Below are 14,733 nucleotides of genomic sequence, written 5' to 3' on the forward strand. Positions count from 1 at the left end.
CCTGGTTTTACATCATATAGCCTATAGTATACATCATACATCAAATTGCTTCGGCTTTGAGCCAATCGTAGCCTTTTTCTTCCAGTTCCATCGCCAATTCTTTGGGACCAGACTTTACAATACGGCCATTGTACAATACGTGTACATAATCGGGTACGATGTAATCGAGTAGTCGCTGATAGTGAGTTACCACAATCGTAGCCCGCTCTGGCGACCGGAGTTGATTAACGCCATCGGCCACGATACGTAGCGCGTCAATGTCCAGACCCGAATCGGTCTCGTCCAAAATAGCCAGTTTGGGTTCAAGCATGGCCATTTGAAATATCTCATTCCGTTTCTTTTCTCCTCCCGAGAAGCCTTCGTTCAACGACCGACTTAGTAACGACTGATCGATATTAACGAGCTTCATCTTCTCCTTCATCAGTTTCAAAAACTGCACGGCATCAAGGGATTCCTGGCCGCGATGTTTCCGAATTTCATTCAGCGCCGTTTTCAGGAAGTTAGTTGTGCTAACACCCGGAATCTCCACTGGATATTGAAAGGCCAGAAAAATACCTTCGGCTGCCCGCTCTTCGGGCGCTAATTCCAACAAATCTTTACCTTCGAACAACACGCTGCCGCCCGTTACTTCATACTCGGCGCGACCTGCCAATACCGATGCCAATGTGCTCTTACCAGCTCCGTTAGGACCCATAATCGCATGAACTTCACCGGCCTTGATTTCCAGATCAAGCCCCTTTAATATCTGTTTCTTGCCAATAAAGGCTTGTAAATTACTGATGGATAACATAATAGAGTATAGCGTACCGGCTAAATGAAGCCGCAAAGATAGCAGACTAAACAGTATCAGTCCTGATTAAATAACAAAATCGGGTACTTAAAAGTTGATGTGCTTCGCTTTATTCTCTATTGCTAAAAGGCTACCAATCTACTTCCTGTTTATCATGCCAAAACTTTCCTGTTTCAGACTGGGGTGCATCCGTAGCCAGCCATACAATAGTTTCGGCCCCTTTCTCAACGGGGCGGGAAGCATTCGCTCCACCCATATCGGTGCGGACCCAGCCTGGATCAACACAGTTAACGGCGATGCGATCTTGCTTGAGCGCACCGGCAAACTGCTTCGTTACGGCGTTCAGCGCGGTTTTGGAAATGCTGTAAGCCGGTGCATAGGTATCCATTTTGGAAAGCGCACCAGCTCCGCTCGATACGTTGATGATGCGACCACCCATGGGACTCTTTTGCAGGTAGGGCAGAAAATCCTGAATCACTAAAATAGGCCCGGTAACGTTCGATTTCAGGGTTCGGTCGAGCATTTCAGTATTTAATTTCAGAATGGTTTCGCCATGATCTTCCAGAATGCCCGCGTTATTGATCAAGACATCTAAATGATCTGCTTTTTGCGAAAACACACCACTGGCATTTTTGATACTAACAGGATCTGTTACGTCAAGATGAATAAACGTGGATTCGTAGCCAAGCTGGCAAAGTTCTTCCGACGTTTCGCGGCCTTTAGCCATATCGCGGGCACCAATAAACACGGCAAATCCGTGCTGTGCCAGCTGCCTGGCAATTTCTTTGCCTATGCCTTTGTTGGCACCGGTAATCAGAGCCGTGCGCTGGTGTTCGGTTTTCATGATTGTTACGTAGTGAAAGGGGCGTTAACTTATTTTAACTTTTTGGGACTTCTCAAGGCAAGCGATGTACGATTGATGGGACACAGCTCGTTGAAAGCCTGACATTCTAGTTACTTCACTTATCCATAAAATGTTTACAAATCAGACCGTATGATCAACTCAATGACCGTTTCCTAAGTGCTGTTATGAAGTTTTGTAGTTAAACGACTAATCTTACACAATTAATTTACCGACCATGAACCCAGTAAAATCGGTTTATTCTTTTTTGGCTTTTATCCTTTTATCGATTGGCTTATCGTTTGCACAAACAAGCGGCACGACGACTAAGCCTACGGCGACGACCAGTACCAACCGTCAGCAGGAGCTTTATGATGAGTACCATGGCATAACGAAAAAACCAGCCACTGGCGCTCCTTCCGCCACGCCAGTAACGAATCGTGGCGAATCGCAACCGCAGTCCACGAATGCTGGCACGTCACGCCCAACCGTGACGGGAACAGCCGGTCGTCCTGAAAAGACGTCGTCGAATGAGTATGTGTCTAACCTTAGGATTGGTGTACGTGGGGGCGTTACGCGTGTATTTTTCACGGAGAGTCAGCCGCTCATCGACCCGGGTATTGGGTTTGTTGGCGGAGTGATGTTGAACGTTGGAGCTGGTACGTTCTCTTTCCAGCCTGAAGTAAATTACGCGCGGTACAATTTGAAAGTGCCCAATTTTGGCGGGACGAAAATAACAGGCGCTTTTGACCAAATAGAAGTGCCTTTATTTCTGAAAATAGCGACCGGAACGTATGCAGGAAATCGGTTTTTCGTAAATGTCGGTCCGTATGGCTCTTATTTAGCCAGCGTCAGTGTCAATGGCAAGAAAGAATCAATTGACAGTGGAACGGAGCGTTTTCAGTTTGGAGCAGCAGCTGGCGTAGGCGCGGCACTCAAAGCGGGTCCTGGTCATGTTACGATTGAAGTGCGTGGTCTGTATCAGTTCGGCGATTTGGAAGCTGGCTTTACCCCTTCTACAAAAACGGTATTGGCACAAGGAACTATAGGCTATTCGTTTCCCTTGGGGGGCGGACGGTAACCGCAACTATTTCTCATAGAGTGGGTTTTAGAATGGCGACGACCGTTGGGCGTCGCCATTTTTGTGTCCTATGAGTATGGTTTGTAAGTACTTATTCCTGCTTCCGAATTTTGGACATGCCCGACACTTCCTGTGATTTTATGGTTGGGCTGCCGGTATAATTTATCGTACTAACCCCATTGGCCTCGGCCGACAATGTTTCGGTTACGTGAATATCGGCCCGGCTGGCACCATCGAGTTGAATGGTGGCACGAGCGATGGTCAACTTGTCCGCACTTAATTTACCGGCGCCCGACAAATGAATGTACGATTCAGTAGCAGTGCCCTGCAAATTGGCCTGAGAGCCATCTTTCACGGTCAGGTTTAGTTTTTTGGTCGTAATAGGGGCCGTCAGGCGACTTCCCGTTTCGACGGTAGCAGCCAGATTATCACTTTGAATAGGCAGCGTCGATTCGACGGAGCAACCTGTGCTGACGTCTACCTGATCGAGTTTCGCTACATGAATGGTAACGGTGACGGTTTTCGATTGGTTGAAGCTTTTATCCTTCTCCAGCATAATCCTCAATTCATTATTTTTGACCTCCGTTACTACGTGTTTCAGAATATTGCTTTCACCTTCCAATTCGGCTTTACTAGGATCGCCCGGTGTAATTCGCACGCGCATCCCAACGCGCACGGTTAGTTTGTTGAATGTCGCAACGTTACGTTGTTGCTGGATAACCTGGCCATTTCCTTCTATTTGACCCTGCGCATAGATCGATTGACTTAACGCAATTGTCAGGAAAATAAGAAAAGCGGTTTTAATCGATTTCATTGGTAAAATGAGTTTAACAGTTGGCCACATAGCTGAATGATGATGTTGATAGCATAAACGTTGCTTCACTAGGCCAAGATACTAAAAATTGATTCGAAGCTGCGCACTGGCTTCCATGATCATGATTCGACAGGATATACAGCACATAAAAAAAGTGCTCACTAATGAGCACTTTCTAATTTCGTGGTGTGGCTTTACTAATTGTAACGTAATTGCATTGTTAAGACTGAATTTCCAGATGTGGCAGTAAACAGGCTTGGGTCAATAAAGGGTAGGGCTTATGCTAAAAATCTATATTAAAAAAGTAGCTTCCAGCCGTTAAAGAACAGGTCTTTACCCGGCTGTCCAGACCAGTTGTGGGGTTTGTCGTCAATGTCAGATACGGATGCTTCTTTTTGCACAACAATGGCCGAAATGCCCTGCTTAGCCAACGACTGGCAGATTTCTTTTGTCGTGGCATTTCCTTTGCCTATCATCAGTCCTACAGTTTCCTCGTTCGTTTTCATCTTGTTGATTCTGTTGTATGTGCAAACAAATTTTACGGCAAATTTTTTATTCTCCCTCACCTAATGCCTGCGCAGCCTTGAATACTTGCTGCGTTAGCTGGCAAACGTCTTTTTCGCCAATTAGCTGAGAATAACGGGTACCTACGCGGTCCCAGGCTTCGTTAACTATGGGTTGTAAGGCTTCGCCTTCGGATGTTGGATAAATTAATGTCTTCTTTCCTTCCGATTCCCGCCGAACTAACCGTTTTGATTCTAGTTTCTCCACCAACCGTGTAATAGTGGATGGTGTTAAATACAGCGTTTCACTCAATTGCGATGGGCTGATTCCCGGTTGAGCAACTACTTCACACAGCAAATAGGCGTGTGAGTAGCAGAGACCAAAGCGACCAAACTCTTCGTCACCAATGGCAGTAATAGCCCTGGCTAACGCGTTTGCTGAAAATAGTAAACAGGCACTGTAAGGCTTTGTATTCTTCACTGTGCCAGCTACGCAATTCGCTTCCTTTATTAATTCAGTTTCCATATTATGCTGACAAAGGTAAGTGCTGATATTTGTATGTGCAAGCAACAACTAAAAAAAATAGTACTGTAGTAGAAAAAAATTCAGGTGATTATAAAAAGGCCGTGCTTCCAATATAGTAGCACGGCCTTTTTATAATCACCTGAAAAATAGAAGTTATCCGGTTATTTCCTTGGCAAATGCACCTCGGCTATCATACAGCGGGCCGAACCTCCGCCGTTCCCTTCAATGGTCGATAAGTCGAAGTGAAGTAGAGTTGTGTAGTCATCCAGCAGATCAATCTGTTTTGGTGTCAGGGAGTTATAGGCGCGGGTGGACATGACGAGTAATTTTTGGCCCTTCTTTGTCAGAATCATTAACATGTTTCCGGCGAAATTGGCCATCTGCTCCAGCGAAACATCAATTATCCGCTTATTTAGGCCTTCCAGTTCCTGCCGGACCATAAGCCGCTCGTCTGGATCGCTGATAGCGGCCAGGCAGACGATTGCGAACGTATCCGCAATACACATCATCACATTCGTATGATAAATGGCCTGACCATTGGCATCGGCGGAGGAAAACGATATAGTCCGGTAACCCGTCTGACGACCAAACTCGGCTAGTACATCGGGGTGGGTGCGGGGCGAAAGACTGGCAAAAGCCACCCGGTTCATGCGATCGAGAACCAGGCTGCCGGTACCTTCCAGAAACTTCCCTTCCTGCTCAAAATGGGTCAGATCGATGATTCGGGCAACGTGAAAGCGCTGACTAAGATCGTCGATAATGTCCTGACGCCGTTCGAGTCGGCGGTTTTCGGCCTGCATCGGGTACAGGACTACCGTACCACTGGCGTGGAATGATATCCAGTTATTCGGAAAAATCGAGTCGGGTGTTTCAGGATCAATGGTATCATCGTAAATCATTACGTCCACGCCCATAGCCTGGAGCTGATAGGTCATTTCGTCGAATTCGCGCCGGGCATCTTCCTGTGCTACATCCTTCGTTTGCGCAGCTAGTTTACTGTCCTGAAACGCGTTTGAATCAGCGGTTTGCTCATTGAAACCGAATCGAACGGGACGGATCATTAAGATGCGGGATGTCGCTTGTGATTGCATAATTAAAAAAGCATAAGTCGGCCAGTGTGGCCAAATGGGTTAGCAAATTAACACTGATGTCCGAATTGTTCAACAATTCAACTAAAGACAGGTGAGAGAGCCATAAGGTTTTGAAATCCTACCGGTCTGAATGCATCAAACGTCTTCTCTTAATAAAGGTAAACTCATACAATGCGAACCGCCCCTCGCCCGCGATAATTCGGCTGATGGAAGCATGATAAATGTATGCTGAATCGTATCTGGCGATGATTGGCCCTGCTCAAACCGTTCCAGTAATTTGGCAGCTCCAATGACCTCAAATCCGGCCTCCCGAAACGCATCAGCGGTTTTTTCGTTACGATCATAGCCAATTACAACTCCGTCTTTCAAGGCTAAGAGATTGCAGGAGTCCGTCCATTGCTCCCGCGCTCCGAACGGAAACTCGTTGTTACCGGAATAAATAAACTGCACTGGTTCGGTGGCACCCAAATCGTTTATACTAATACCCGTCAACAAATCTTCGAGGTTTTCAATCTCGATGGGCTTTTGTTCCTGACCCTTAATAAACTGAACTATTTTTAACTCTTCCGACATGTCTTTCGGTGCGAAGAAATGCAATACGTCCCGTTTTTTAGCTTCATCGCCGGTTCGGGCCAGTGAACCCAATAGTACCCAAATGTTACGTTTAACCTGCGTAAAGACCGTATCAATATGCATATAATCGCGCTTCTTCGGGATCTTAATGATGGTTACCGTATCCACCAAATCTTTGCTAAATACGAGCCGCATCACCTGTTGAGCTGCGTAGAGTGTAGTACGTTCGCTGACACCAAGTATCAGGTGTCGTTTGGCAATCATCATTACGTCGCCCCCTTCGAGTGTCGAGCGAGTTACGTCCCGATTCGTATCGGCGTCAGATAGGAGGAAGGCATGTTCATTGTCCGGAATCTCAATGATCTTATCCTGATAATCAGCAAATAATGGGTGATTGAAGAAGATGTACTGAGTCAATAAAGCCTCACGCGTGCGAGCTAATTTTGCTGGTTTGTTGAGCAAAATATGATCGTTGATGACAATGCCAATGTCGCGCGTGAAAATGAAATTTGGCAAAGGCGCAAATAACATTGTCAGGTTGGGCAACGAGCCAGAAATCATGATTTTGGCCAGTTCAGTAGAATCATATTCATTCAATTGCTGCTGGGTGCGAAACGACGTCCGTTCAATTCCGCAGATGGCGGCAATCAGACGCGTACGAATCACTTCATCGGCTAAAATATCCGATAATAGGCACTGAATATCAACGACTTTATCTGATTTGAAATAGTCTGCATGATCAGGTTTGAAAAAAGACCGATCCGAGTCTGGCCCTATTTGGGCAATTTTTCCGCGCACTTTGTCGGGGTCTAAGAAGTACAGCAGAATTTTAACGTAGTAGTCGTATTCATCCCGGCGCATCATGTCCAGATGCACGATGTCTTCGAACAGCCAGTCCTGGGCTTTAGACGGTATTACTTTGCCTAATCCCCGGTCGGGGCTATGAATAAGCAGCCGTTTGAGCGTGCCAATTTCGGAGGAAACATTAATGCGGCCTGTTGTATCACCTTGCTCAGCGATAACGTGCCTATCGCTTTCGGTCAGTTGAGTTTCAGTTTTCATAAACATGATTGGAACGTAGCATAACAAGCGAGTTCACAACGGCAAGGTACGGGTTTAGGACTGAAAAGAAATGGGTTTTGCCGTTCGTCGCCTTCGACCAATCCATTACGTCAAGTCAGTGAAGCTTTCACTTTGGAGACTAAATTTATGGATTGGATTTAACAAACAAGAGGCTACCTCTTGCGAGATAGCCTCTTGTTACTGACTAATTAAATTCGGAATTAGTTATCCGTGGCTAGCTTATTCAACGCAAGTTCCGACGCCGAAATTGGCCAGATGTAACCATTATCGGTGGGTGCTTTAGCCTGGGCTGTTCCTTTAGCCGGAATGGTTTGCAACAAACGCATCAGGTCGTTGTTACGTAGCCCTTCGCCTAAGAACTCAATACGACGTTCTGTTAGAATTGCATTGATAAGATCCGTAGGAGCGGCAAAGCTGGCGGCTGTAAACGTTGTCGCTGCATCCGACCGATTGCGCACGGCATTTAATAGAGCTACTGCCTGCGCATCAACTGTATTGCTAGTACGTACTTTGGCTTCCGCCAGATTCAGCAGTACTTCGGCATAGCGAATGACGGGTACGTAATCCGTATACGGGCTGGCAGTCTTGTATTTATTGAGCCAGTTTTTAACGGTAGTTGTGCCGGATTGCTTGATAAATGACCGGCGTTTATCGGTTGATTTCCAGCCCGTATTGGCAATGATCCCGTTAGGATTCAGCGAAAACTCTCCATTTCCAACCCCACCGTTGGCAGGCGTTGGGGAATAGTAATACGCCAATTGGTTCTGCGTACCTGGATTGTCGCCCGCAGTGCCTGTCATGGGCATCGAGAAAATAGATTCTGGCGTGGTATACGTCGTGAAGACCGCCGTAATATCAGGCTGCAACGCATTCGCAACATTGGCAGGCGACGAGAATGGGGCCGTAGCACTTACCATCTTGTTAGCTTCCGTAACCACGCTGGCATAATTTTGCATGCTCAGATAAACGCGTGTTTTCAGCGCAATTGCCGTATTCTTATGGGCACGGGTTACGTTGTCAGAAGCCGCCGTGTATTTTGACGGCAAGTCCGTTTCTGCTTCGTTCAGATCTTTCAGAACTTGTGCGTAAACATCCGCTACTGAACTTCTTACTAAGTCAGACTGACCTGCCCCTTTAATACCTGAAAGGCGTAGTGGAAGACCAGGCTTACTACCACTTCCGTCAGCATAAGGACGAGCGTAGTATTGAAGCAGGCTATAGTAGACCAGGCCACGAATCAGTTTAGCTTCAGCCACATACTGTTTCCCCAAATCGGCACCTACTACTGTAGCGCCACCGGCGGCCATCCCATCCAAAAAGATATTACACTTGTTGATGGTCAAATAGCCAGCATTCCACAGCGTCGCAACAGCAGTTGCGCTATTGGTCGGGTTTTCAGCCCACACGTCAGAACCGGTAATGAGGTTACCTGTTTCGTTGATGAAATCTTCGCCCCGAATATCGCCATATACTACGTAGCGGCCTCCGTACAAGTTACCATCTTTAAGACCGCCAATATTGGTGGCATTGGCCGATCCGTAGAGCGACAGCAATTGTGTTTGTACGCGACTGACGGTGCTGAACGCCGACGCATCTGATACCGACGTTTGTGGAATAGGACTAAGCAGATCCCGATTACAGGCGCTAAAGCCCCAGCTAATCAGGCATAAAGCTGCCGAATATATTATTTTCTTTTTCATAAAATCTTTGATGAAACGCATTAGAAACCTGCTCGTAAACCAACCGTAATTGTGCGTGCGTTACCGATTGTATTTCTGTCGACACCTTGCGACGAGGTACTATTATTGCTGCTGGCACCGTTTGCGGATACTTCTGGATCTGGCCCTGGATATTTTGTCAGGATGCCCAGGTTCTGACCACTTACATAAACCCGCAAATTGCTGATTCTAGCTTTCGACAGTAGCGAAGAAGGCAGCGTATAGCCTAACGACAAACTTCTTAGTCGTAAGAAATCGCCTTTGAACACGTTCATATCCAGCGGCATTGACGAACCGTTTGACACGTTATCGCCATAAACAGGTCTTGCATATTTCTTACCGGTATCGCCTTCTTTCTGCCAGGCATCCGTCAATACGTCTTTGGCATTGTTCCACCAGCGTTGGTCATGCAAACCGGCGTTAGTGCCATAGTATACGTAGAAACCCAGCTGGTAGGTAAGCAGAACACTCAAATCAAAGTTTTTGTATTTGAACGTGTTATCCCAACCACCGTATTGTTTTGGCAAGACATTGGCATACATTACGCCGTCTGCCGCCTGTGTGATGCTTGTTCCACCAGTAGGACTAATATATTGGGTTTTACCATCAGGAGTTGTCGAGTAAGCATACTGCTTTTGCGCTGGATCTGTACTTGTTGGTACGTAGTACTGATAATACACATTCTGCCCCTGAGAGTTAACGAAAATCCGTTTTCCGGTTGCTGGATCAATGCCATTCGTACGAACGACATACAACTGTCCCAGCGAATAACCAGGCTGTGTTTGGTTTACAATTTCGCTGGTTCCGCCACCAATCCACGTCTGAATCGAATTTAAGCCGGGTGCCAGTGAGGTAACCTCGTTCTTATTGAACGTAATGTTAAAGTTCGAATTCCACTGGAAGTTCTTAGCGTTAATTATCCGGGCGTTTAGCGACAATTCCAGCCCTTTATTGTACATCGTACCAACGTTCTGAGGAGGGTTAGTTGGCAAGCCCGTTGATGGAGACTGACCTACGTACAGAATCAGGTTGTCGATGTCATTTTTGTAATAGGCAACTTCTCCCGTAATCCGATCATTGAACAAACCGAAGTTGAAGCCAACATCTGTCTTCAAACTGGTTTCCCACTTCAGGTTTGGGTTACCTACGTTCGAGAAATACAAGGTTGCTGCACCACCGTATAAACCAGAAGCATAAGTAGAGTATGGCGTATAGTCGCCTATACCACCGATGTTACCTACTTTACCATAGCTACCACGTATCTTAAAGCTGCTGAACACATTATCAAGCTTGGCTGCTTTCCAGAAACCTTCCTGGGCGATTTCCCAACCAGCTGATGCACCCCAGAACACCCCTTTCTTCTCGCCTAAGGCTGAGTACTCGTCCTGACGAACATTGCCGCTCAGGAAGTACTTTTCTTTGTAGTTGTAGGTTAAACGACCGAAACCAGATAACAGATAGTTTTCGCCATACGTCATACCCGTAGCGTTGTTGGTAACCCAACCTGCCTGAATTTGATTGTAAGCATCGTCCGATAATCCCTGACGGTTGATACCAAACGCGTTCGATGTACGACGTTGTTGCTCCTGACCGGCCAGCAAGCTAAAATTATGGCTGCCAGCAAACGTTTTGTCGAACTGTATGGTGTTCGTCCATACCCAGGTTTTGTAAGTGCCAGAAATAGCACTACCATATCCATTATAGCTATAACCATCTCCACCTTTGGGCGACCAGAAGATATCGTTGTTAATCAACAGATAATCTATACCATAGGTGCTTCGTAGCGTAATCCAGTCGGCGGGTTTGAACTGCGCATAGACGTTGGATTGAATATGATTACTTTCGGAGTTAGAACGGTTATTTTCGAGCTGAACGACTGGGTTATAGTACGACAATGAACTTATGCCACTAATGTTCGACGAACCAATGGCAGCGCCATTTAGATTGTACGACCCATCATTGTTATAAGGCGCAATAATCGGAGGCAGCACAATGGCCAGACGCCCAAGACCACCGGTATTGAATGCTTCGCCGTACAGCGAACCTGACGACGAAGACGATAGGTTCTTCTCGTTAGAGTACGAAATTTTTCCGCCTACCGTAAACAGTTTGCCAAGCTTGCTGTCCATATTGAACAACGTATTGATCCGCTGAAAATCATTCTTTTTCAGAATGCCCTGTTGATTCGAGTAACCAACTGAGAAATAGTAATTGGTTTTTTCGGAACCGCCCGAGATGTTTACATTGTGGTTGTGAGAAACTCCCTGCCGATAAACTTGGTCATACCACTTAGTATCGATAGGATTACCATTTGCATCGTTTATTTGTGTATACTTAACCGCACTTGCCGTAGGGTTGTTGGCAACGGCCTGCGTTTTGAAGTTAATATACTCCTGTGCATTCAGCAGCAGTGGTAATCGGTAAGCGTTTGAAAAGCCAACCCAGCCATCGTAATTGACCTTAACCGCACCCGCTTTACCACGTTTAGTGGTAATGAATACAACGCCATTTGCCGCGCGACTACCATAAATAGCCGTTGCAGCCGCATCTTTCGCTACGTCCATGCTTTCAATATCATTCGGGTTGATACTGGCTAGCGGGTTAGCTGGTGCACTTGTCGATGAATAATCTCCTGTAAAGGCGGGAACTCCGTCTACTACAATCAACGGTTGCGAGCTAAGCGAGATCGAGTTTGTACCGCGAATCCGGAAAACAGGTGGGTTGTTTAATACGCCGTTCGGAACCGTAATCTGAACCCCCGCCGTACGGCCCGCCAGACCTGATTCAAAGCTCTGAATAGGCATATTGGCAATGGCTGATCCCTTCACCGAACCAATGCTACCCGTAGCATCGCGCCGGGTCTGCGTGCCGTAGCCAATAACAACTACTTCGCTCAGTTGCTGAGCGTCGCCTACCAACGCAACATTAATGGTTGTCTGATTGCCTACGGCAACTTCTTGATTTGTGTAGCCGATGAACTAAATACTAACTGCCCATTAGCAGGAGCAGTTATTCTGTAATTACCCTGTGCGTCTGTGTTTGTACCACGATTAGCCCCTTTTACCTGCACAGTCACACCTGGCAGGGGTGATCCGTCGTCTGATGCAGTGACGCGACCGCTAACCGTTGCATCCTGTGCCAGAACAGGCAAGCAGAATATCAGTGAAAGCAACCAGCTCCCTAATAAAATTTTGCTCATAAGAACATATAAGTTAGAACATATAGTAAAATCCCGGAACGGGAATACAAAGTTAAAGTAGAGAGGATAAATTACCATCATTTTAGCATGAGGTTTTTTTGTAATATTCCGATACAGGACAAAATATACAGGCTGTAGTTGAGTAGGAATAGTAACCTGTTAAATGATTACCTCTTAACCCCTGATTGTAGTGGTCTGATAAGGGTAATTTGGAATGGATAGATGGTCTTCGTAAAATCCACCGTGGCAATTGTATGGCACTACTAGTTAAGTTAATAAATTAGAGAAAAATAGGCTTAATTAGATTTAACAGGCTTACTGTCAGTATGTATAAATCTTATGTAGCTTAGAGGAAAACCACTAATTTTATATTCCAGTGAAGTGATTAGTACCAGGTTATTAATACTTACTGTTTGATGAATAATAGTCATTTACTAAAGTATAGCTCATGTAATAGTAATACTTATTAGGCAAAATAATTATAAAATGATTTTGATTGATTTAATATTTTATTTTAAGAATTACTGTTTAATTAAAATATTTGTTTTTCAGATTAATTGGATAATTTATAGAAAAGTACTTAGTGATATAAGCTGTATTTACTTACCGTTTGGGTTCTTTGTCGTTTCAATAAACGCGTAGAAAACAGAGTTTTTTTAAGTTTCCTGCTTCAGGTCCCAATTGATTTTTAATCGGGTTTAAATACAATTGAATAAATAGTTGAGAAGCTTTAAATAAGCCAATTGAGGGCAATCAGTATAGAAGAGATTAGTTGCTTGAGTGTACTACTAAAAGATTCCTGGTTCTACTAGCTGAGCAAGGTTGGCGAAAAATTGCGGCAAACAAAAAGCCCTCCAATTTTTTGGAGGGCTTTCGTAAATAGTGAAAAACGCTTAGTAATTTGGGTTCTGCTGCGCTCTCAATGTTGGATTGATCGATATTTCAGACGTCGGAATTGGCCATAGGAACCGATAATCATTGTAGGGTATGGCAGCAATAATAGGAGCAAGCATAGGACGAGCCGTCAAGTCATAGCTGGTAGCTTTGATTTGCGAGACATCGACTTTAGCCGGTATTCCATTGGTTGAATATTTCGTATCCAGCGATAACCGGTGAATATCGGGCCAGCGACGGCCTTCCCCCGCAAATTCAATCCGACGCTCATTCAGAATAGCCTGGATCAGATCAGTTGGCGCGGTTGCAAAACGTTCAGCGGCAGGCACAGACCGATTACGAACGGCATTCAGCAGTAAGAATGCCTGCGCTGTTGTGTTTTGACGAGCATAGGCCTCGGCTACGTTCAACAATACTTCAGGATAGCGCAGAATAGGAGCCCAGTCAGCCCGGGTCGTATACTGACGGTATTTGTAGTTGAAATAGAAAGGATAGCTTCCTGTCGATTGTTTCACTTGCAATAGCGTCCGACGTGTATCGCCAGTCACCCAGAACGGAGCGTTATACAGGTTTGGGCTTGTGGCTACCAGATCCCGACCACCCAGCGATACAGGACCTAACATACCCGGCAAAGCACCATTTGTACCTCCATTGGACGTTGCGCTGTTGGCAATCGAGAAAATGGATTCTGTATTGGCCTGATAGCTGGTAAACGGTGTTTCTGGACTAGCTTCCAGTTTGTAGCTACCAATTGGGCTTGTGAATGTACCAGTTGTAGCCGCTGTGCCTAGCTTAGCGCCTTCCGTAACAACACCTGCCCAATCCTGCATGTGAAGTTTGATCCGGGTTTTAAGGGCAATCGCTGCGCCAGATGTAGCCCGTGCAATACCATTAGCTGAACCAGTGCCTGATCGGGTAGCCGGCAAGTTAGTCTCTGCAAAATCCAGATCAGCTAGTATTTTAGCATAGGTTTGCGCTACGGTTCCACGATCCTGAGCCAGTCCTTCCTGTACAGACGTTGTCGATGTGATGGCTTTTTCACGATAAGGAACACCAGGTTTTGATCCGGCACCGTCAGCAAACGGACGAGAGAAGTGGATCAGCAGTTCATGATGCGAAAGTGCGCGTAGAAAGCGTCCTTCTGCTTCATACTGGATGGCTACTACTGGTGTAATAATGCCGCTGGTACCCGCTTTGCTAACCCCATCGATCAAGACATTAGTTTGGTTGATCAAGGCATATAACTGCTCCCAAAGGTTGACGTTGTTGGCCGATGTGGTGTTGTAGGTTGCCCGATACGTAATATCGTAGAAAGCCTGCAAATTCACCATATCTTCTCCGCGCATTTCACCCTGCTCAATAGAAGCAGCGCCAAACGGATAGCCACGACCGGCCGCACCGTTGTATAAACCGACAGCAGCAGCCTGGTATACCCCATTGGCAACCAGTTCAATGCTATTGGGCGAGGTAAACGCCGTCGTTTCCGAAAGAGAAGCTAACGGGTTAAGCTCAGTAAAGTTTTTGCAGGAAGAAACCAGCAACAATGCACCCAGCAAGGTACCCGTTGCCACTTGTCCCAAGCGTAATGGATTTTTTAGTGCTTTTTTCATTGATGTCTGT

Annotated in this window: 12 protein-coding genes; 1 reads left to right on the forward strand and 11 read right to left on the reverse strand. The window is 46.0% G+C overall.

What is annotated here, in order from left to right:
* Positions 1-40 precede the first annotated feature (40 nt).
* Both sufC and BM202_RS23865 read right to left on the reverse strand, forming a co-directional pair.
* Positions 41-790 carry a Fe-S cluster assembly ATPase SufC gene (gene sufC / locus BM202_RS23860; RefSeq protein WP_093830860.1) on the reverse strand — a complete coding sequence of 250 codons (750 nt, stop codon included), beginning with the start codon at positions 788-790 and terminating at the stop codon, positions 41-43.
* A gap of 130 nt (positions 791-920) precedes the next feature.
* On the reverse strand, positions 921-1,634 hold the full coding sequence (locus BM202_RS23865; protein WP_093830862.1) for an SDR family oxidoreductase: 714 nt from the start codon (positions 1,632-1,634) through the stop codon (positions 921-923).
* Positions 1,635-1,869: 235 nt separating this feature from the next.
* On the opposite strand from BM202_RS23865, the gene BM202_RS23870 reads away from it, so the two are divergent.
* Positions 1,870-2,712 (forward strand): porin family protein, encoded by an 843-nt coding sequence (locus BM202_RS23870; RefSeq protein WP_093830865.1) that lies wholly within the window; start codon positions 1,870-1,872, stop codon positions 2,710-2,712.
* A gap of 91 nt (positions 2,713-2,803) precedes the next feature.
* Here BM202_RS23870 and BM202_RS23875 read toward each other — a convergent pair whose 3' ends face one another.
* From BM202_RS23875 to BM202_RS23910, 9 genes are all read right to left on the reverse strand, one after another.
* The gene (locus BM202_RS23875) at positions 2,804-3,526 is read right to left on the reverse strand and encodes a head GIN domain-containing protein (protein WP_177236666.1); all 723 of its coding nucleotides are present in this window, start codon (positions 3,524-3,526) and stop codon (positions 2,804-2,806) included.
* Positions 3,527-3,822: 296 nt separating this feature from the next.
* Positions 3,823-4,032, reverse strand: a complete 210-nt coding sequence (locus BM202_RS23880; protein ID WP_093830869.1) for a hypothetical protein — start codon at positions 4,030-4,032, stop codon at positions 3,823-3,825.
* Positions 4,033-4,078: 46 nt separating this feature from the next.
* On the reverse strand, positions 4,079-4,555 hold the full coding sequence (locus BM202_RS23885) for a MarR family winged helix-turn-helix transcriptional regulator (protein WP_093830871.1): 477 nt from the start codon (positions 4,553-4,555) through the stop codon (positions 4,079-4,081).
* 161 nt (positions 4,556-4,716) lie between these two features.
* Positions 4,717-5,646: a citrulline utilization hydrolase CtlX gene (gene ctlX / locus BM202_RS23890; RefSeq protein WP_093830873.1), complete on the reverse strand. Its 930-nt coding sequence runs from the start codon at positions 5,644-5,646 to the stop codon at positions 4,717-4,719.
* A gap of 135 nt (positions 5,647-5,781) precedes the next feature.
* A complete protein-coding gene (locus tag BM202_RS23895; RefSeq protein ID WP_093830939.1) occupies positions 5,782-7,281 on the reverse strand; it encodes an arginine deiminase family protein in 1,500 nt (499 codons plus the stop codon).
* A gap of 221 nt (positions 7,282-7,502) precedes the next feature.
* Complete coding sequence (locus BM202_RS23900) at positions 7,503-9,002, reverse strand: RagB/SusD family nutrient uptake outer membrane protein (protein WP_093830941.1); 1,500 nt, start codon at positions 9,000-9,002, stop codon at positions 7,503-7,505.
* 20 nt (positions 9,003-9,022) lie between these two features.
* Entirely contained in the window at positions 9,023-11,938 is a 2,916-nt protein-coding gene (locus BM202_RS23905; protein ID WP_245776756.1) for a SusC/RagA family TonB-linked outer membrane protein, read from the reverse strand.
* A 26-nt stretch (positions 11,939-11,964) separates the two neighbouring features.
* Positions 11,965-12,219, reverse strand: a complete 255-nt coding sequence (locus BM202_RS38295) for a carboxypeptidase-like regulatory domain-containing protein (RefSeq protein WP_245776757.1) — start codon at positions 12,217-12,219, stop codon at positions 11,965-11,967.
* 893 nt (positions 12,220-13,112) lie between these two features.
* Entirely contained in the window at positions 13,113-14,723 is a 1,611-nt protein-coding gene (locus BM202_RS23910; protein ID WP_245776758.1) for a RagB/SusD family nutrient uptake outer membrane protein, read from the reverse strand.
* Positions 14,724-14,733 lie beyond the last annotated feature (10 nt).

This window comes from Spirosoma endophyticum, assembly GCF_900112365.1.
Classification (GTDB): domain Bacteria; phylum Bacteroidota; class Bacteroidia; order Cytophagales; family Spirosomataceae; genus Spirosoma; species Spirosoma endophyticum.